At 63.9% G+C, this 19,707-nt stretch carries 17 protein-coding genes; 8 read left to right on the forward strand and 9 right to left on the reverse strand.

The features are described 5' to 3' along the window. Positions 1-275: 275 nt before the first annotated feature. Positions 276-776 (reverse strand): MmcB family DNA repair protein, encoded by a 501-nt coding sequence (locus NKH98_RS20290; protein WP_254816394.1) that lies wholly within the window; start codon positions 774-776, stop codon positions 276-278. A gap of 76 nt (positions 777-852) precedes the next feature. After that, positions 853-1,152, reverse strand: a complete 300-nt coding sequence (locus NKH98_RS20295; RefSeq protein ID WP_352476053.1) for a DUF1330 domain-containing protein — start codon at positions 1,150-1,152, stop codon at positions 853-855. Positions 1,153-1,305: 153 nt separating this feature from the next. Here NKH98_RS20295 and NKH98_RS20300 point away from each other — a divergent pair, with 153 nt between their 5' ends. From NKH98_RS20300 to NKH98_RS20310, 3 genes are all read left to right on the forward strand, one after another. Then, positions 1,306-1,632 (forward strand): GYD domain-containing protein, encoded by a 327-nt coding sequence (locus NKH98_RS20300; protein WP_352476054.1) that lies wholly within the window; start codon positions 1,306-1,308, stop codon positions 1,630-1,632. Positions 1,633-1,791: 159 nt separating this feature from the next. Further along, complete coding sequence (locus NKH98_RS20305; protein WP_352476055.1) at positions 1,792-1,920, forward strand: hypothetical protein; 129 nt, start codon at positions 1,792-1,794, stop codon at positions 1,918-1,920. Continuing rightward, positions 1,921-2,046: a hypothetical protein gene (locus NKH98_RS20310; protein ID WP_352467528.1), complete on the forward strand. Its 126-nt coding sequence runs from the start codon at positions 1,921-1,923 to the stop codon at positions 2,044-2,046. Between the two features lie 39 nt (positions 2,047-2,085). Here NKH98_RS20310 and NKH98_RS20315 read toward each other — a convergent pair whose 3' ends face one another. Continuing rightward, positions 2,086-2,391 (reverse strand): hypothetical protein, encoded by a 306-nt coding sequence (locus tag NKH98_RS20315; protein ID WP_352900996.1) that lies wholly within the window; start codon positions 2,389-2,391, stop codon positions 2,086-2,088. On the opposite strand from NKH98_RS20315, the gene NKH98_RS20320 reads away from it, so the two are divergent. After that, positions 2,384-3,001 (forward strand): L,D-transpeptidase, encoded by a 618-nt coding sequence (locus NKH98_RS20320; RefSeq protein WP_254816165.1) that lies wholly within the window; start codon positions 2,384-2,386, stop codon positions 2,999-3,001. The two genes, NKH98_RS20315 and NKH98_RS20320, sit on opposite strands and share 8 nt — an antisense overlap. Before the next feature lie 161 nt (positions 3,002-3,162). Here NKH98_RS20320 and NKH98_RS20325 read toward each other — a convergent pair whose 3' ends face one another. The 5 genes from NKH98_RS20325 to NKH98_RS20345 form a co-directional block, all read right to left on the reverse strand. Further along, positions 3,163-3,732, reverse strand: coding sequence for a NifU family protein (locus tag NKH98_RS20325; protein ID WP_023676386.1), 570 nt, complete (start codon positions 3,730-3,732; stop codon positions 3,163-3,165). Between the two features lie 138 nt (positions 3,733-3,870). After that, entirely contained in the window at positions 3,871-4,362 is a 492-nt protein-coding gene (locus NKH98_RS20330; RefSeq protein ID WP_023717912.1) for a universal stress protein, read from the reverse strand. 183 nt (positions 4,363-4,545) lie between these two features. Further along, on the reverse strand, positions 4,546-5,622 hold the full coding sequence (gene trpS / locus NKH98_RS20335) for a tryptophan--tRNA ligase (protein WP_352900999.1): 1,077 nt from the start codon (positions 5,620-5,622) through the stop codon (positions 4,546-4,548). Between the two features lie 281 nt (positions 5,623-5,903). Beyond that, complete coding sequence (gene murJ, locus NKH98_RS20340) at positions 5,904-7,502, reverse strand: murein biosynthesis integral membrane protein MurJ (RefSeq protein WP_352901001.1); 1,599 nt, start codon at positions 7,500-7,502, stop codon at positions 5,904-5,906. Between the two features lie 46 nt (positions 7,503-7,548). Next, a complete protein-coding gene (locus NKH98_RS20345) occupies positions 7,549-10,347 on the reverse strand; it encodes a [protein-PII] uridylyltransferase (RefSeq protein WP_352901004.1) in 2,799 nt (932 codons plus the stop codon). A 228-nt stretch (positions 10,348-10,575) separates the two neighbouring features. Here NKH98_RS20345 and NKH98_RS20350 point away from each other — a divergent pair, with 228 nt between their 5' ends. The 3 genes from NKH98_RS20350 (at position 10,576) to NKH98_RS20360 (ending at position 14,465) form a co-directional block, all read left to right on the forward strand. After that, positions 10,576-13,080, forward strand: a complete 2,505-nt coding sequence (locus tag NKH98_RS20350) for a heavy metal translocating P-type ATPase (RefSeq protein ID WP_352901006.1) — start codon at positions 10,576-10,578, stop codon at positions 13,078-13,080. Between the two features lie 43 nt (positions 13,081-13,123). Then, positions 13,124-13,510: a CopM family metallochaperone gene (gene copM, locus NKH98_RS20355; protein ID WP_352455040.1), complete on the forward strand. Its 387-nt coding sequence runs from the start codon at positions 13,124-13,126 to the stop codon at positions 13,508-13,510. A 109-nt stretch (positions 13,511-13,619) separates the two neighbouring features. Then, complete coding sequence (locus NKH98_RS20360; protein WP_352901008.1) at positions 13,620-14,465, forward strand: aldo/keto reductase; 846 nt, start codon at positions 13,620-13,622, stop codon at positions 14,463-14,465. 84 nt (positions 14,466-14,549) lie between these two features. Here the strand turns inward: NKH98_RS20360 and mutS are convergent, their stop codons facing one another. Continuing rightward, positions 14,550-17,198 (reverse strand): DNA mismatch repair protein MutS, encoded by a 2,649-nt coding sequence (gene mutS / locus NKH98_RS20365; protein WP_352901201.1) that lies wholly within the window; start codon positions 17,196-17,198, stop codon positions 14,550-14,552. Positions 17,199-17,400: 202 nt separating this feature from the next. Here mutS and NKH98_RS20370 point away from each other — a divergent pair, with 202 nt between their 5' ends. Continuing rightward, on the forward strand, positions 17,401-19,680 hold the full coding sequence (locus tag NKH98_RS20370; RefSeq protein ID WP_254816156.1) for an NADP-dependent malic enzyme: 2,280 nt from the start codon (positions 17,401-17,403) through the stop codon (positions 19,678-19,680). The last annotated feature ends 27 nt before the right edge of the window (positions 19,681-19,707 follow it).

Genomic DNA, 19,707 nt, shown 5'->3' on the forward strand with positions numbered 1-19,707 from the left:
CATTGGCGATATCTGCAATCTCTTCTCTCCAACAGAATGCAGAAACTACTTCACTGCCGCAGGCTATGGACTCACATGAAAGTCCGCCGCTCTAGATCGACGCGCACGCCAAATGGGCAAGGAAATGGAGCCCTACGGCGTGTCGGACACCAGCCTGTGGAACATCTGCCGCATCGTGGAATAGCAGTCCGGCTTAGTCCCTTCTCCCCGTCACTTACGGGGAAAAGGTGGCGGCAGCCCGATGAGGGGCAGCGCGACACTATGAGGGAGACCCCCTACTCGCTCTCACCTTCCAGCGCCGGCACGGACACCCCGGCAAGTTCCGCCGCCAGCAGCCGCGCGGCACCAGCGCGCGCGATCCTCAGCATCAGCGCCTTGCGTGTCGCGGCCGCCATGCGGTGCTCGGGCGCATCGCGCAAAATCTCGGCACCATAGCCGTCGGAGAGAATGAAGCCGCATTCTTCCGGAAAGATTTCCTGGGGTACGCCGGGATGGGTGGCGAAGAACAAGCGGTCGGAATGCAGCCGGTAGTCCGGCCATTTGCGGTCGACCCTGAAATCCTCGATCGAGGATTTGATCTCGATGATCCAGATGTCGCCCTGGCGGGTCAGAGCCACGAGATCGGCGCGCCGCCCGGTGGCCAGCGACAGTTCGGGCAAGACATGCGCGCCCATGTCCTTAAGCAGCCGCTGCACGCCGCGCCTGACCAGCATGGCGCGCTCCGACTGGCGGCCGTCGATGAGCGGGTTGAGGGGAATCGGCGAGATGATCGGCATGGCCGCACCATGCCAGATTTTGTTCACGGTTTGAACCCGGTTTTTCAGGTGATTATCCGGTTGACAAACCCAGCCTCTAGCTAACCGGCATCAAGCCCTCCAGAGCAATAATTCTCGTCTTTGCGCAGCGTTCGCGGATGGCTTTGAGGCGGCCGTATTCCGGAGAGTCGTACCATGCCAGGAGGGAAGCCATGTCCGGGAATTCGACAATGACGAGGCGATGAGGTTCCCAATCGCCTTCCAGAACTTTGGTGGCGCCGCCGCGAGCGATGTACCTCCCCCCATAGCGGGCTTCGGTTGCCGGCACATCCCGGCGGTATTCCTCGAAAACGGCGGCGTCGGTTATATCTACATCAGCAATGAGATATGCGGCCATTGACCTTACTCCCCTTGGGAAAGGCAATTGAAACAGGTCTATTAGCGGCCCCGCAACTAAGCCAGCGGTACTACGCCTCGGAAACGACTCGCCTTCTCCCGGATTGGAGCGCTTAACTGTCTTCGTGGGGGCAGCTCTGGGAGGAGACGAACCATGCCGATGTATCTCACACGATTCAGCTACAGGCCCGAAACCTGGGCGCGCTTGATGGATAATCCCGAGGATAGACGCGAGGCTGCCCGTTCCTACATCGAGTCGGTCGGCGGAAAGCTGCACGGGTTCTGGTATGCCTTCGGAGAGTACGATGGCTGGAACCTGTGGGAGGCGCCGGACAACGTGTCCATGGCATCGGTCATGCTTGCCATCGGCGCCGGCGGCGCACTCAGCTCGTACGAGACCACCGTGCTGTTAAGTGTCGAAGAGACGATGGAGGCGCTTGGGAAAGCGAAGTCGATCCGGTATCGCCCACCGGGATCGTGACCGCCGCCCGCGCTTTGCGGAGTGTGGAAGGCTAGGTAACGCTTGCTCGCGAACGGCGCACGTTCCTAAACTTTTGCGCAAAAGAGTCCGCTGCGGCTCTTGGCAGCGCCGGCAGCTTGCGCTTTCAATGTCGACCACGGATTCTACGAGGAGCATTAGATGACGGAAGATGACGTCCGGAAATCAGCGACGCCGGAGGAAATCCGCTCGGCCATCAGAGGATGGGCGGTGCTTGGCGCAATCATCGTTGCCGTGTTTGGTGCCGCCTACGTCATGATCGATAGTTGAATGGCCGACGATCCTGGTCGCCCCGATGGACTGCCTGAAAAGATCGGCACGGTCCTTGGTGCATTGGTGGTGATCGGCACGTTCGGGCTTCTGGCTTGGACCGTGCTTCGCGGCGTCCTTTATTGAACTCGACCCGTCTGGGCTTTCCCCCGCAGCGGCCGCGTTTCAGGCCGATCTCCTCGTAGCAACGGATGGTCTTGGCCGCAGGCCGGAGCGCCAGGCAGCGTAACCGACATTCACGGTGATGTCCTCGTCTCCTGGTTCTTGTTCTTGGCCCATTGATTTTGCAACATAATCCTGCGGCGGCTGTTGCCGAAATGCCATAGTCGCAGGTTTACCAGCACGCAAGCCCAAGGATATAGGCATCGCCCGCTTGGCAAGCAAAGCAAATGCCAGCATGAATGAAGATGAAAAAGCGGCCGACTCGAGCCGCTGTTGTTTGGGCAGGGCATCGGACCTTTTCATGCGCATGAAGTCACTTGCAATCGTCGCAGCCCTGGCGCTGTCGACGGCTGTCGCCGGTTGCAGCACCATCGGCTCGCAGATCTTCACCAACAATTACGGCGCGGTGACCGATGCCGGCTATCACCTGCCGCGCGTTCCGATCGAAAAGGTGCCGTTCAAATACCGCCGGCAGATCGTCGACTACGACACCAAGGAAAAGCCGGGCACCATCATCGTCGATACGCAGAACAAGTTTCTCTACTTCGTCATGGGCGACGGCCAGGCGATGCGCTACGGCATCGGCGTCGGCCGTGAGGGTTTCGAATGGCACGGCACCGCCCGTATCGCGCTGAAGCGCGAATGGCCGACCTGGACACCGCCTTCGCAGATGATCAAGCGCCAGCCGGAGCTGGCCAAGTTTGCCGGCGGCATGGAGCCGGGGTTGAAGAACCCGCTCGGCGCGCGCGCCATGTACCTGTTCAACAAGGGCGGCGACATGGGCTACCGCCTGCATGGCAGCCCGGAATGGAATTCGATCGGCAAGGCGATGTCGTCGGGCTGCATCCGGCTAATGAACCAGGACATTATCGACCTCTACGACCGCACCTCGGTCGGCGCCAAGGTCATCGTTCTGTAAGACCATGATCCCGAAAAGTGGGATTTCGGACAAGACCATGGTCAAACAAGAAGAGCTTTATACGCGGACCGTCTAGGCAACACACAGACGTCGCAAACAGAAAACCGGGCACTTTTGCCCGGTTTTTTGTTGTCTATCGATGTTGACAATGGAACGGCGCGTCAGGAGACCTGTTCGACGTGCTGCACTTCCGGCACAAAGTGCCGGAGCAGGTTCTGGATGCCGTGCTTCAGCGTCGCCGTCGACGACGGGCAGCCGGCGCAGGCGCCCTTCATGTGCAGGAACACTGTGCCGTTCTCGAAGCCACGGAAGGTGATGTCGCCGCCATCCTGGGCCACGGCCGGGCGCACCCGCGTGTCGAGCAGCTCCTTGATGGTGACGACCAGCTCCTCGTCGGCCTTGTCGTAGAATTCGCCGGTCTGGCTGGTCTCGGCGGCGGGGCCGGCCTTGGCCATCACCGGGGCGCCGGACATGAAATGCTCCATAATGGCACCGAGGATAGCCGGCTTCAGATGCTGCCAGTCGGGGCCGTCCTTGGTCACGGTGATGAAATCATAGCCGAAGAAGACGCCGGTGACGCCGGGAATCTCGAACAGCCGGCCGGCCAGCGGCGAAGCCGTCGCGGCACTGTCGGCATCGCGGAAATCGGCCGTGCCTTCTTGCAGCACTTCCTTGCCGGGCAGGAATTTCAGCGTCGCCGGGTTTGGTGTCGACTCGGTCTGGATGAACATGGCCGTCTCCGTGCCCATTTCGGGCAGCTAGTTTGGAATAGTTCTAATTAGGCTTTATCCGCCCGACATTCAAGCGAAAGCCATCGCCGGGAACGGCTGGCCGGCGGAATGTTTTCCCCGGCCCCGAGCGAGGCGCACTCAGGCGAGGCTGTCGATCTCCTCGTCGGACAGGTTCTGCGGCACCACCGTGACGGGAATCGGAAAGGCGGCGCCCTTGCCGGCGACCGCGCCGACCAGCGGCCCCGGCCCCTCCTTGCCGGCGCCTGCCGCCAGCACCAGGATGGCGATGTCCTGGTCTTCCTCGATCAGCTTGTGAATCTCTTCGGTCGGCTTGCCTTCGCGCACCACCAGTTCCGGCTCGATGCCGAGCTTCTGGCGCACCTTGTTGGCATAGCTGTCGAGTGCGGCACGCGCCGTGGCGGTCGCCTCCTCGCGCATGATCTTCTCAACGCCCAGCCAGTGCTGGAAATCATCCGGCTCGATGACATAGAGCAGCACAAGCACGCCGCCCGTGCTTTGCGCCCGCTTCGAGGCGTAGGCGACGGCGCGCTCGCATTCCGGCGTGTCGTCGATGATCGCCAGGAACTTGCGGCGATGACCGGCTTCGCGGCTGAGGCGTTTGGAGACCATATTCACCCTGTTCGATGGTTTCGGTCGCAATCTGCCACCGCCACAGCCCGCCCGCAAGCGACAGGCGGCTGTGGCAATGCTGGTGCGGCTTGAAGCGCGTCGCGTTCGACCAGCGACGCGCTTCAGGTTCTTGTTTTATGCATGTCGTTATCGCAAACCGCTGCACACTTTGCGCGACATGCATTAGCCTTGCAGCAGGCCGATAATGTCGCGCACGGTCTTCATGGTCGCTTCGGCCAATGTGCCGGCACGCTCGCCGCCATCCCGCAGCACCGCGTCGACATAGGCGCGGTCGCCGGAGATGCGGCGCATCTCACCGGCGATCGGCGCCAGCTTTTCCACGGCGAGATCGGCAAGCGCCGGCTTGAACACCGAAAACTGCTGGCCGCCGAACTCTTGCAGCACCGCCTCTTTCGATATTTCGGCGAGGCCGGCATAGATGCCGACGAGGTTCTCCGCTTCCGGCCGGCCGGCAAGGCCTTCCAGTTCGCCGGGCAAAGCCTCCGGGTCGGTCTTGGCCTTGCGGATCTTCTTCGAGATGGCGTCGGCATCGTCAGTCAGGTTGATGCGCGACAGGTCCGACGGATCGGATTTCGACATCTTCTTCGAACCGTCGCGCAGCGACATGATGCGCGCTGCCGGGCCGCCGATGACCGGCTCGGTCAGCGGGAAATAGCCGTTCACCGTCTCTTCGCCGACCTGCATCTCGACGCCGACGCCAAGCGCTGCGATGCGGTCCGAAAAGTCGTTGTTGAATTTCTGCGCGATGTCGCGGGTCAGCTCCAGATGCTGCTTCTGGTCGTCGCCGACCGGGACGTGGGTGGCGCGGTAGACGAGGATGTCGGCGGCCATCAGGGAGGGATAGGCGAGCAGGCCGAGCGAGGCGTTCTCGCGGTCCTTGCCGGCCTTGTCCTTGAACTGCGTCATCCTGTTCATCCAACCGATGCGCGCCACGCAGTTGAAGATCCAGGCAAGCTCGGCGTGCTGCATCACCCGCGACTGGTTGAAGACGATGTGCTTGGTCGGGTCGATGCCGGAGGCGAGAAACGCCGCGGTGATCGACCGCGTCTGATCCTGAAGATCCTCATGGACGAGTTGTGCGGTCAGCGAATGCAGGTCGACGACGCAGTAGATGCAGTCGGAGGTGTCCTGCAGGGCGACGAATTTCTTGATGGCGCCGAGATAATTGCCGAGATGCAGATTGCCGGTTGGCTGGACGCCGGAAAAGACGAGTGGCTTGAAGGCGGGCTGATCGGTCATGGTGTTTCCCTGGCTTGTGGAGGGCCGTTTCGCGCGCGGCGAAAGTCTTGCGACGGCGCGCTTATGGACGAGAGCGAGGAGACGATCAAGAGGGGCGTTGGCCAGGGCGCCCAGGCTTTGACGTCGGCCGAACAGAAGGCTGTTTGAGGGATGGCGCCGACCAGAAATAAAAACCCGCCTCGGTGGGCGGGTCGTTGGAGCCAATTAGCACCATACCGAGATTAGTAGCATAGCTGCCGGCACAAAGCAAGAACAAAATTGGCGCTGATGAATTTTCCCACTCACGGATCCGGAGATTGCTCCTTGACCGGCTGGGACGCCTTGCGCCCGATATTACGGCGGATCATGCCGAAATCGGCGCCGCCGGTGGCGAAGGCGGTGACGAAGTAAAGCAGCGCCCCGCCGGCGACGAGCGCAAGCAGGGTTACCGCCTTGATCACCAGTGGCGAGCCGGAGCCGAGACTTGCGGCGAACCAGTCTTCGGCAAAATAGAGCGCCGCGGCCATCACCGCCGCCGACAGCACCAGCCGCGGGATGCGTCTCATGAGCGGCACGTCGCGGCCCCAATGGCCGCGCCGGATCAGCACGGCGAGCAGCATCGCCGCATTGACCCAGCCGGCGACAGCGGAGGCAACGGCAATGCCGGGCGCGCCCATGGTCGGAAACAGCGTCAGCGCCGTCGTAATGTTAACCGCCACCGAGATGGCGGCAAAAATCATCGGCGTGCGCGTGTCCTCGCGGGCGAAATAGCCTGGGGTAAACGCCTTGATCAGCACGAAGGCCGGCAGGCCGAGGCCGAAGATCGCCAGTATTGCCGCGACCGTCGGCGTCGAATTGTTGGCGGCGAAGGCGCCGCGCTCATAGACCAGCCGCACGATCGGCTCGGACATGACCAGCAGGGCGGCCGCCGCCGGCAACGTCATGAAAAGGGTAAACTCGACCGAGCGGTTCTGCAGATTGGCGGCCTCGACCAGATTGCCTGATTTCAGCGCCCGCGACAGTTCCGGCAGAAGCACGATGGCGACGGCGACGCCGACGACGCCCAACGGCAGCTGGTAAACGCGGTCGGCATAGGCCAGCGACGACACCGCGCTGTCCTGCGCCGACGCGATCGCGGTGCCGATCAGCTGGTTGATCTGGGTGATGCCGCCGGTGATAGCCGCCGGCAGCGCCAGGATCAGCAGCCGCTTGACGTTCGGCGTCATCTTCGGCCGGCGGAAGCCGATCGAGATGCCGGCATGGCGCACCGCCGCCCAGACGATCGCCAGTTGCACCAGGCCGGCCGCCAGCACACCCCAGGCCAGGCCGAAACCAACGGTGCGGGCGTCCGAACCCTTGTACCAGGCATAGGCGAGCACGGCGATAAGGATAACGTTGAGGAACACCGGTGCCACCGCGGCGGCGAAGTAGCGGCGCAGCGAGTTCAGCATGCCGGCCATCATGGCGCCAAGCGACATGCAGATCAGGTAGGGGAACATGACGGTCGCCAGCGCCACCGTCGTTTCGAATTTTCCCGGCGTATCGGCAAAGCCCGGCGCCACCAGGTAGCGCACGATCAGCGGCATCGCCAGTTCCATGGCAATGGTCAGCGCCAGAAGCGCCGTGAACAAGACGCCGAACACCTCTTCGGAAAAACGCTTGGCGCCGTCGGTGCCGTGCGTCTCGATCTCCTTGGCGAACAGCGGCACGAAGGCGGCGTTGAAGGCGCCTTCCGCGAACAGCCGGCGAAAGGTGTTGGGGAACTGGAAGGCGGCGTTGAAGGCGTCGGCGATCGGCCCGGTGCCGAGTGCGGCCGCCATCAGCATCTCGCGGCCGAAGCCGAGGGCCCGGCTCATCAGCGTGCCGGAAGCGACCGTGGCGAATTTCTTGACAAGGCTCATGCGCTTGAAGACTGCCTGTGGGATTGGGGCAAATGGAAGGTGACAGTCACTCGGCGGCCGTTTTGGTCTTGCCGCGCTCGGACGCCGTGCCCTCGAGCACCGCGATCAGCCTGTTGCGGATGGTCGCCGTACGCGACGGGCTGTCGATTTTCTGGCCGGTGAGATCGGTGACGTAGAACGTGTCGATGACCTTTTCGCCGAAGGTGGTGATGTGGGCCGAGGCGATGTCGAGCGACAGGTCCGACAACATGCCGGTGATCTCCGACAGAAGGCCCGGCCTGTCCAGCCCCTCGACCTCGATCACCGAGAACCGGTTCGACAGCGTGTTGCGGATCTCGGCGCGTGGCGGGATGCGGAAAACCTTGGCGCCGCGTCGCGGCTTGGTGCGCTTCTCGATCATTTCAGGCAGCCAGCTCTTGCCCGACAGCACGTCCTCGATCAGCCGGCCGACGCGCTCGGCGCGGCGGCGCTCGTCCTCGTCGCGGTCGAACTCCCTCGAGATCAGGATGGTGTCGAGCGCGCGGCCATCCGAGGTGGTGAAGATCTGCGCGTCGACGATGTTCCCGCCGGCCGCAGCACAGGCGCCGGCAATCACCGAGAGCAGGCGCGGATGGTCCTGCGCCAGCACGGTGATCTCGGTCACCGCCTCGAACTGGTGGGTTTTCACCATGGTGGCGAGCTTCTTGCCGGCATGGTCGGCTTCGCGGATGAATTCGGCATGGCGGAGCTGGTCGGGAAGATCGACCGCCAGCAGATAGTTCTCGTAGTGCTGGCCGACATAACGCTTGCGGGCCTTTTCCGGCCAGTCGGCAAGCGCCTCGGCCAGTTGTTCGCGCGCCGCCGCCGTCCGTTTGGCGCGCGACACCTCCGAAAACCCGCCGGTCAACAAAAGCTCGGTCTCGTAGTAGAGCGTGCGCAGCAACTGGCCCTTCCAGCCGTTCCAGACACCAGGCCCGACGCCACGGATATCGCAGACGGTAAGCACTAAAAGCATCTTCAGCCGTTCGACCGACTGCACGATGGCGGCAAAGTCCTCGATCGTCTTGCGGTCGTTGAGATCGCGGGTCTGCGCCGTCATCGACATGACGAGGTGGTTCTCGACCAGCCAGGCAACCGTTTCGGTGTCGGCCGGCGAGAGCCCCATGTGCGGGCAGATGCGCCGGGCGATCCTGGCGCCGGCTTGCGAATGGTCCTCCGGCCTGCCTTTGGCGATGTCGTGCAGCAGCACGGCGACATAGAGCGCCTCACGGCTCTTCTTCAGCCCCGGCATCAGCGAGTGGGAGAGCGGATGGACCTTTTCGCCGTCGCCGCGTTCGATCTCGGCCAGCACGCCGATGCAGCGGATCAAATGCTCGTCCACCGTGTAGTGGTGGTACATCGAGAACTGCATCATGGCGACGATCTTGCCGAAGTCCGGGATTAGCTTAGCAAGCAGTCCGGCCTCGTTCATGCGCCGCAAATTGAGCTCGGCGTTGCGGTCCGAGGTCAAGATGTCGAGGAACAGCCGGTTGGCCTCCTCGTCGCGCCTGAGCGCCTTGCCGACGAGGCCGAGCGAACGGGTGAGAAGCTTCAGCGCATCGGGGTGGAATTCCAGGCCGTGCCTGTCGGCAAACCAGAACAGCCTGAGCAGGTTGACCGGATCGCGCTCGAACACATCGTCGTCGGCAATGTTGATGCGGTGGTTGTCGACGATGAAATCGGCCGTGCCGGCGAGCTTGCGTTTGCGCCGCGAGAAGGTGAGGAAAATGCGGTTGAAGCCCGGCACATGCTTGGCCTGCTCCTCCTCGAGCGCGGCGCAGAAAATGCGGGTCAGGTCACCGACGTCCTTGGCGACGAGGAAGTAGTGCTTCATGAAGCGCTCGACCGCCGACAGGCCGGGATGGGTGGTGTAGCCGAGCCGCTCGGCAATGTCGCGCTGAATGTCGAAATGCAGCCGCTCCTCGGCCTTGCCGGTGAGGAAATGCATGTGGCAGCGCACCGCCCACAGGAAGTCCTCGGCCTTCTGGAATTCCCTGTATTCGGCGTCGGTGAAGACACCCTTGTCGACCAGTTCCTCGCCGGTGCGCACCCGGTAGAAATATTTGCCGATCCAGAACAGCGTCTGCAGGTCGCGCAGGCCGCCCTTGCCGTCCTTGACGTTCGGTTCGACCAGATAGCGGCTCTCGCCGGCCTTGGCGTGGCGCTCGTCGCGTTCGGCGAGCTTGGCCTGGACATATTCGGGGCCGGTGGTGCGCACCACTTCGTGGTCGAAGCGCTGCAAAAGCTCGTCATAGAGTTTTTGCTCGCCCCATAGGAAACGCGCTTCCAGGATCGAGGTGCGGATGGTGACGTCGGTGCGCGACAGCCTGAGGCATTCGTCGATGTTGCGCGTGGCGTGGCCGACCTTCAGCCCCAGATCCCACAGCATGTAGAGCATGTATTCGACAATCTGCTCGCCCCACGGCGTCTGCTTGTAGGGCAGCAGGAACAGGAGATCGATGTCGGAGCCCGGCGCCAGCGTGCCGCGGCCGTAGCCGCCGACGGCGACGACCGCCATGCGCTCGGCGGATGACGGGTTTTTCACGCGATAGACGTGGGTGGCGGCGAAATCGTAGAGCGCGCGGATGATCTCGTCCATCAGATGCGACAGCCGGGCGGCGCAGGCGGTGCCGCTGCCGTCGTCCATCAGCATGCGTTCGGCGACCGTGCGGCCGTCGGCGAGTTGGCTTTTGAGGAGCTTGAGAACACCGCTGCGCGCGGCCTTGCCCGAACCGTCGCCTGCCGTGGCCGCGGTCACTTCGGTCATCTCGCGACGCAAGGCCTCGCCGTCGACCAATTCCTCGAGCTTCAGTGATATTCTTGCCATAGATGCCGTTCGGCCTCGCCGTTTCGGCGGCGTCTATAGCGCGTTTTCGCGGCGCTGGGTATGGGGCTGACGGACGCGTTCTCCGCAGCGGTGGAACTGGACGATCGTCTCGTGCCCGCAGCCGGTTCGGTTTGGGATTGGCTGCGAAAAATCGAAAATCGGCCCTTGACCTTCCAGTTACTGGAAGCACTACCTCCGCCGCAACATCGAAATACAGGGGCTTTCGGCATGACGCATTCCGACCACCATCATCACGCCCATGGCAGCTGTTGCTCGGCAAAAGGCGCCACCTCTGCTGCGGACGCCGTCGTCCGCGATCCGGTCTGCGGCATGACCGTCGATCCGGCTGCCGGCAAGCCGACCGCCGAGCATGGCGGCCATCGCTATCATTTCTGCAGCGAAAGCTGCCGCTCGAAATTCATCGCCGAGCCGGAAAAATACCTGACGGCCACCGATCCCGTCTGCGGCATGAGCGTCGACCGCGCCACGGCCAGGTACTTTTTGCGGCACGCGGGCCAGGGTTTCTATTTCTGCTCCGCCGCTTGCCAGGCGAAGTTCGAGGCCGAGCCGGCAAAGTATCTCGGCGACAGGCCGGCGCCGCAGGCGATGCCGAAAGGTACGCAATACACCTGCCCGATGCACCCGGAAATCATCCGCGACAAGCCCGGCTCCTGCCCGATCTGCGGCATGGCGCTGGAGCCGATGGGCGTGCCGACCGGCGACGAGGGACCGAACCCCGAACTGGTCGACTTCACCAGGCGTTTCTGGGTGAGCGCAGTGCTGTCCGTGCCGTTGCTGGTCATCGCCATGGCACCGATGCTCGGCCTGACGTTCCAGGCTTTCATCGACGACGGTGCGAAGGTCTGGCTGGAACTGGCGCTGGCCAGTCCCGTGGTGCTGTGGGCGGCATTCCCGTTCTTCCACCGCGGCTGGGATTCGATCCTGAACCGCAGCCCCAATATGTGGACGCTGATTTCGCTCGGCGTCGGTGCCGCCTATCTCTACAGCGTCGTCGCCACCCTGTTTCCGGGCCTCTTTCCGCACCAGTTCCGCGGCCATGACGGCACCGTGCCGGTCTATTTCGAGGCGGCGGCGGTGATCGTCGCGCTGGTATTCCTCGGCCAGGTGCTGGAATTGCGTGCCCGCGAGAAAACCGGGTCGGCGATCCGTGCGCTGCTCGACCTGGCGCCGAAGACGGCGCGGCTGATCGGCGCGGACGGTTCCGAAAACGACGTGCCGCTCGATACGATCAAGGCCGGCGACCGCTTGCGCATCCGCCCCGGCGATGCCGTGCCGGTCGACGGCATTGTGCTCGAAGGACGCTCCTCCATCGACGAATCGATGATCACGGGCGAGCCGCTGCCGGTCGAAAAGACCGAAGGCGACAACCTCACCGGCGGCACGCTCAACAAGAACGGCTCCCTGGTCATGCGCGCCGAAAAGATCGGCGCCGAGACGACGCTGGCACGCATCGTCGAGCTGGTCGTCAAGGCGCAGCGTTCACGCGCACCGATCCAGGGGCTGGCCGACCGCGTCTCGTTCTACTTCGTCCCGGCTGTCGTGCTGGTTGCGATCATTGCGTTCGTCGCCTGGGCGATCATCGGACCGCAACCCAGCCTGGTCTTTGCCATCGTCGCGGCGGTCTCGGTGCTGATCATTGCCTGTCCGTGTGCGCTCGGCCTTGCCACGCCCATGTCGATCATGACCGCCACCGGACGCGGCGCGCATGCCGGCGTGCTGATCAAGGAAGCGGCGGCGCTCGAACGTTTTGCCTCGGTCGACACGCTGATCGTCGACAAGACGGGAACGCTGACGGAAGGCCGGCCGCGACTGACCGACGTCGTCGCCGTCGAAGGCATGGCACAAGACGATCTGCTGGCGCTCGCCGCCGGGCTGGAAAAAGGCTCGGAGCATCCGCTGGCCGAGGCTATCGTCGACGGCGCCCACGAACGCGACGTGAAGGTCCCCGACGCGAGCGGCTTCGAGGCCGTCACCGGCAAGGGCGTTTCCGGCACGGTCTCGGGACAGAAAGTGGCGCTCGGCAATGCCGCGATGATGGCCGATCTCTGCATCGACACGGCATCGGTCCTGGCCAGTGCCGAGGCGCTGCAGGCCGATGGCAAGACCGCGATGTTCGTCGCTGTCGCAGGCAAGCTCGCCGGCCTCGTTGCCGTCGCCGACCCGATCAAGGCGACGACCGCCGAGGCGATCAGGGCGCTGCATGACAGTGGGCTGAAGATCGTCATGGCGACCGGCGACAATGAGCGCACCGCCAAGGCCATCGCAGCCAAGCTCGGCATCGACGCGGTGCGTGCCGGGCTTTTGCCCGAACAGAAGAACGCGCTGGTCGAGGAATTGCGTGCCGGCGGTGCGGGCGTCGCCATGGCCGGCGATGGCGTCAACGATGCGCCCGCACTTGCCGCCGCCGATGTCGGCATCGCGATGGGCACAGGCGCCGATGTTGCGGTCGAAAGCGCGGGAATAACGCTGGTCAAGGGCGATCTCAACGGCATCGTCAGGGCCAGGACGCTGGCCCGCGCGACGATCCGCAACATCCGCCAGAACCTGTTTTTCGCTTTCCTCTACAATGTGCTTGGCGTGCCGGTCGCTGCCGGCGTGCTCTATCCGCTCACCGGCACGCTATTGTCGCCGATGCTCGCGGCGGCGGCGATGAGCCTGTCTTCGGTTTCGGTCATCGCCAACGCATTGCGGCTCAGGACGTTGAAACTCTGAGTAAAACTTCCAGATAGACCCTGTTCAAAAAAGGAGACGATGAATGACCTTGGCCAAGAAGATCGTGCTGCTGATGATGGCGGCGGGAATGTTGCTTGCTGTTTTCCTCGAAAGCGTTCCGGCACAAGCCGAGGAGATGAAGCACGACATGGGCGCAATGGGCGCGCAGAGCCCCTCGACCGAGGGCTACAAGGCGGCGATGGACAAGATGCATACCGACATGATGGCAATCGAATATTCCGGCAATGCCGATGTCGATTTCGCCCGCGGCATGATCCCGCATCACCAGGCGGCCATCGATATGGCCAAGATCGAGCTCGCCAATGGCAAGGATCCGGAAATCCGCAAGCTGGCGGAAGCAGTGATCGCCGCGCAGCAAGCCGAGATCAAGCAGATGCAGGACTGGCTCGCCGCCCATCCGGTGAAGTAGGCGTCACGCTGTCGGGGAATCCGGACGAGAGGCTTCACCTGGATTTCTGTTTCACCTGGATTTCCCTTGGCGGCTATGGTGCTATCCGGGCCTCGGACTGGAGCATGCCATGCCATCGACGATAAGAACGACCACCCTGCCCTGCGGCGAAGCCGTGCCGGTGCTCGGCCAGGGCACCTGGAAGATGGGCGAGGATACCCGCCGCCGCGCCGACGAGGCCAATGCCCTGAAGCTAGGGCTGGATCTCGGCATGACGCTGATCGACACCGCCGAAATGTATGCCAGCGGCGGTGCCGAGCAGGTGGTGGCGGAGGCCATCGCCGGGCACCGCGACGAGGTTTTCCTGGTCTCCAAAGTGCTGCCGTCCAATGCCTCGCGCGCCGGCGTGAAACGGGCCTGCGAGAACAGCCTGAGGCATCTCGCCACCGACCGCATCGATCTCTATCTCTTGCATTGGCCGGGCAGCGTTCCTTTGATGGAAACGGTAGGGGCGTTCGAAGCGTTGAAGGCGGCCGGCAAGATCCGCCATTGGGGCGTCAGCAATTTCGATACCGATGAGATGGAAGAGCTGGTTCGGTTGCCGGCCGGCGGCAACGTCCAGACCAACCAGGTGCTCTACAATCTGTCGCAGCGCGGCGTCGAGTTCGACCTCGCCCCGTGGAGCCGGCAACGCGGCATGCCGCTGATGGCCTATTCGCCGGTCGATCAGGGGGTATTGGCGCGCAACGCCAGGTTAGATGCCATCGCCGCCCGCCACGGTGCGACGCCGGCGCAGATCGCACTTGCATGGGTGATGGCGCAGGAGGGCGTGATCGCGATTCCCAAAGCTAGCCGCGCGGAGCATGTCCGGCAGAATGTCGCGGCGTTGGACATCGAGCTCACGAGCGAAGATTTCGCCGAAATTGACCGCGCCTTCCCACCGCCGAGGCGGAAGTCGGGCTTGGCGATGATTTGAGGGTGAAGCTGCCAATCTCCCCCTCGTGGGTCCCTCGAGGGGGAGATTGGCGGTTTCGCCGACGCCGCTCCGATTGCAGAAGCCCTACTTCGCCAGCATCCCCTTCAATCTGTACAGCGCCTCCAGCGCCTCCCTTGGCGTTATCTCGTCGGGATTGATCTCCGCTAGCGCCAAACCCAGCCCATCACTCTTCGCCGGCTTCGACGCTTCCCGCTGCGCCGCCACCGAAAACAGCGGCAGGTCGTCGACCAGACGGTTGGCCTTGCCCGAGACCTCGCCGGCTTCGAGCTGGTGCAGCACTTCCTTGGCCCGGCCGACGACGGCTTCCGGCAGGCCGGCCAGCCGCGCTACCTGGACGCCGTAGGAACGGTCGGCCGCACCCTTGCCGACCTCGTGCAGGAAGACCACGTCGCCTTCCCATTCCTTGACCCGCATGGTGACGTTGTGGAGCCGTGTAAGTTTCCCGGCCAGCGCCGTCATTTCGTGGAAATGCGTGGCGAAGATCGCCCGGCAGCGGTTCTTCTCGTGCAGATATTCGACCGCCGCCCACGCAATCGACAGGCCGTCGAAAGTGGCGGTGCCGCGGCCGATCTCGTCGAGGATGACCAGTGCGCGCTCGCCTGCCTGGTTGAGGATCGCCGCCGTCTCGACCATCTCGACCATGAAAGTCGAGCGGCCGCGCGCCAGGTCGTCGGAGGCGCCGACCCGCGAAAACAACCGATCGACGACGCCGATATGGGCTGATGCCGCAGGCACGAAGGAGCCGGTCTGGGCAAGGATGGCAATCAGCGCGTTTTGCCTGAGGAAGGTCGACTTGCCGCCCATATTGGGGCCGGTCAGCAGCCAGATCGCGCCGGCCTTGGCATCGCCTTGCGGTGACAGATCGCAATCATTGGCGACGAACGGGCCTTCGCCGGAACGCCGCAGCGCCTGTTCGACCACCGGGTGGCGTCCGCCCAAAATCTCGAAGGCAAGGCTCGCATCGACCAGCGGCCGGCACCAGGCCTCGCTCTCGGAAAGCAAGGCAAGTGCGGCTGAAACGTCGAGCACGGCGAGCGCTTCGGCGCCGGCACGGATCCTGTCGGCGTGGCTGACCACTTGCGCCGTCAGCGCCTCGAAAGCGGCAAGCTCGATCGCCAGCGCCCGGTCGGCCGCGTTGGCGATCTTGGTTTCCAGTTCGGCGAGTTCGGTGGTGGTGAAGCGCATGGCGTTGGCCATGGTCTGGCGATGGATGAAGCGCGCCCTGGCGCCGTCGCTGCCGGTCATCAGCGCATGATGATTGGCGGTGACTTCGATATAATAGCCCAGCACATTGTTGTGCCTGATCTTCAGCGAGCGGATGCCGGTCTCGTCGATCAGCGAGCGCTCCAGCCCGGCGATCACTTTTCGCGACTCGTCGCGCAACGCCCGCATCTCGTCGAGTTCGGCGTGGTAGCCGCCGCGGACGAAGCCGCCGTCACGCTTGAGCAACGGCAGCTCGTCGCTCAGCGCCTGCGCCAGATGCGCCGCCAGTTCATTGGGCAGCGCCTTGATAGCTCCCAATGCCGCGGCCAGTTCGCCCGGCAAGGCGATTTGGCCGAACAGTTCGGCGATGGCGCCGGCCGCTTCGAAACCGGCGCGCAGCGCGCCGAGGTCGCGCGGGCCGCCGCGGTTGAGCGCCAGCCTGGACAGCGCGCGCGGCATGTCGGCAACGCTCTTCAGGCTTGCCCGCACCGCCTGGCAAAGGCGCGTCTCGGAGCGGAAGAACGACACCGAGTCCAGCCTTGCAGCGATTGCCGCCGGATCGGTCAGCGGCGCCATCAGCCGGTCGGCGAGCAGCCTTGCACCGCCGCCGGTCACCGTGCGGTCGATCGCCTTGAACAGCGATCCGTCGCGGCTGCCGGACAGCGTGCGCAGCAGTTCCAGATTGGCGCGCGTCGCCGGGTCGATGAACAGCGTCGAGCCCTGCTCCTCGCGCTCCGGCCGCGACAGCGGCGGCCGCTCGGCTTTCTGCGTCTTTTCGACATAGGCGATGACGCCTGAGATCGCCGACAGCTCGGCGCGCGAAAACGAGCCGAAACTGTCAGGGGTCGCCACCTCGAAGAAGCGGGCGATGCGGCCGGCGGCCGAAGCCGAATCGAACAGCGACGGCGGCTGCGGGCTGGCGACGCGGCCGAGCACGTCGAAGACCGGTTTCAGCTCCGGGTCGTAAAACACCGGCTCGGCGACGATCAGCTCGCGCGGGTCGACGCGGAAGACATCGGCGAGCAGCCGGTCGGCGGTGGTCTCGGCGACGCGGAAGACACCGGTCGAGATCTCGATCCAGGCCAAGGCAAAGGAATGCTCGGCCCCGCCCTTGACCCGTCCCAGCGCCATCAGAAAATTCGATTCTGACGGCGCCAGCAATTTGTCTTCGGTGATGGTGCCGGGCGTTACCAGCCGCACCACGTCGCGGCGCACCACCGATTTGCCGCCGCGCTTCCTGGCCTCCGCCGGATCCTCGATCTGCTCGCAGACGGCGACGCGGAACCCCCGGCCGATCAGCTTCTGCAGATAATCGTCGGCGGCATGCACCGGCACGCCGCACATCGGGATGTCGAGCCCCTGGTGCTTGCCGCGCTTGGTCAGCACGATACCGAGCGCCCGGCTTGCTTTCTCGGCGTCGTCGAAGAACAGCTCGTAGAAATCGCCCATGCGGTAGAACAGCAGCGAATCCGGGTTCGCCGCTTTGATCTCGATATACTGCTCCATCATCGGCGTCGCCGGCGCGAAGGCCGGCGTGGCATTGTCGCTTCGAATGGGCGTCTCGTCGTTCAAGAAGCTGCTTCCAAAATTTTCCAGGCCATGCTTGGCGGTTTACAGCGGCGAAGTGTAGCCTTAATCCCGAACCTTCCACAAAAGAAAGCATGCGCACCCATCTCAAGCGGTGCCGTACGGGCGAGGAACCGAAAGCATCATGGCCAAGAAATCCGAAAGCAACGGGCCCTCCGTCAGCGCCCAGGAGGCATTGGAATTCCATGCCATGGGACGTCCGGGCAAGCTGGAGATCGTCGCAACAAAACCGATGGCGACGCAGCGCGATCTCAGCCTCGCCTATTCGCCGGGCGTTGCCGTGCCGGTTCTCGCCATTGCCGAGGATCCGAGCCGCGCCTTCGACTATACGGTTCGCGGCAACATGGTCGCCGTCATCTCCAACGGTACCGCCATCCTTGGCCTCGGCAATCTCGGCGCGCTTGCTTCGAAGCCAGTGATGGAAGGCAAGGCGGTGCTGTTCAAGCGCTTCGCCGACGTCGATTCCATTGATCTCGAGGTCGACACCGAGGATGCCGACGAATTCATCAACTGCGTGCGTTTTCTCGGCCCCTCCTTCGGCGGCATCAACCTCGAGGACATCAAAGCGCCGGAGTGTTTCATCATCGAGCAGCGGCTGCGCGAGCTGATGGACATACCGGTCTTCCATGACGACCAGCACGGCACCGCCATCATTTCGGCCGCCGGCCTGATCAATGCGCTGGAAATCACCGGCCGCGACATGAAGACCACGAAAATGGTCTGCAACGGCGCCGGCGCTGCCGGCATCGCCTGCATCGAACTAATGAAGGCGATGGGCTTTGCGCCAGAAAATATCATCCTATGCGACACCAAGGGCGTGGTCTTCCAGGGCCGCACCGAAGGCATGAACCAGTGGAAATCGGCGCACGCCGTGAAAACCGGTGCGCGCTCGCTGGCCGAAGCGCTGGACGGCGCCGACGTGTTCCTCGGCCTCTCGGCCAAGGGCACGCTGACCACCAGGATGGTGCAGTCGATGGCCAAGAACCCGATCATCTTCGCCATGGCCAATCCCGACCCCGAGATCACGCCGGAGGAGGTCGCCGAGATCCGCACCGACGCCATCATGGCGACGGGGCGGTCCGACTATCCCAACCAGGTCAACAACGTGCTTGGCTTCCCCTACATCTTCCGCGGCGCGCTCGATGTGCGGGCAACCACCATCAACGACGACATGAAGATCGCCGCGGCCAAAGCGCTCGCCGAACTGGCGCGCCAGGACGTGCCCGACGACGTCGCCGCCGCCTATCAGGGCATGCGGCCGAAATTTGGTCCAAACTACATCATCCCGGTGCCGTTCGATCCGCGCCTGATCTCGGCGATCCCGATCGCGGTCGCCAAGGCGGCGATGGACTCCGGCGTCGCCCGCAAGCCGATCCTCGATCTGGACCGCTACGCGCAGGAGCTTTCCGCCCGCCGCGACCCGATCGCATCGACGCTGCAGCGCATCTACGACCGGGTGCGCCGCCAGCCCAAGCGCATCGTCTTTGCCGAGGGCGAGGAGGAGCAGGTGATGCGCGCCGCCGTCTCCTATGTGAACCAGCGGCTCGGCACCGCCATCCTGCTCGGCCGCGACGACATCATCAAGGAAAACGCGCGCAACGCCGGCATCGACCTCGGCAAGCAAGGCATCGAGATCATCAATGCGCGGCTGTCGCGGCGCAACTCGGTCTACGCCGACTATCTCTACGAGCGCATGCAGCGCAAAGGCTTCCTGTTCCGCGACTGCCAGCGGCTGATCAACAACGACCGCAACCATTTCGCCGCCTGCATGGTGGCGCTGGGCGATGCCGACGGCATCGTCACCGGCGTCACCCGCAACTATTCGACGGCCCTCGACGATATCCGCCGCGTCATCGACGCAAGGCCCGGGCACTGCGTCATCGGCGTGTCGATCGTGCTGGCGCGGGGTCGCACCGTCCTCGTTGCCGACACCGCGGTGCACGACATGCCGAATGCTGAGCAGATCGCCGACATCGCCGAGGAGGCCGCCGGCTTTGCCCGCCGCATGGGCTACGAGCCGAGGCTCGCCATGCTCGCCTATTCGACCTTCGGCCATCCGCAGGGCGAGCGCTCCGAGCGCGTCCAGGAAGCGGTGCGCATCCTCGACAAGCGCCGCGTCGATTTCGAGTATGACGGCGAAATGGCCGCCGACGTGGCGCTCAACGCCCGCGCCATGGCGCAGTACCCGTTCATCAGGCTGACCGGCCCGGCCAACGTGCTGGTGATGCCGGCTTTCCACTCGGCCTCGATCTCGACCAAGATGCTGCAGGAACTCGGCGGCTCTACCGTCATCGGCCCGCTGCTGGTCGGCCTGAACAAGCCGGTTCAGATCGTCTCGCTCAATGCCAAGGACTCAGACATCGTCAATATGGCGGCGATCGCGGCGTATAGCGCGGGAGCTTGAGAAGCACGTAGCGGCACCTCTTCCTTC

It is taken from the genome of Mesorhizobium sp. M0833 (assembly GCF_040319905.1).
GTDB lineage: Bacteria > Pseudomonadota > Alphaproteobacteria > Rhizobiales > Rhizobiaceae > Mesorhizobium.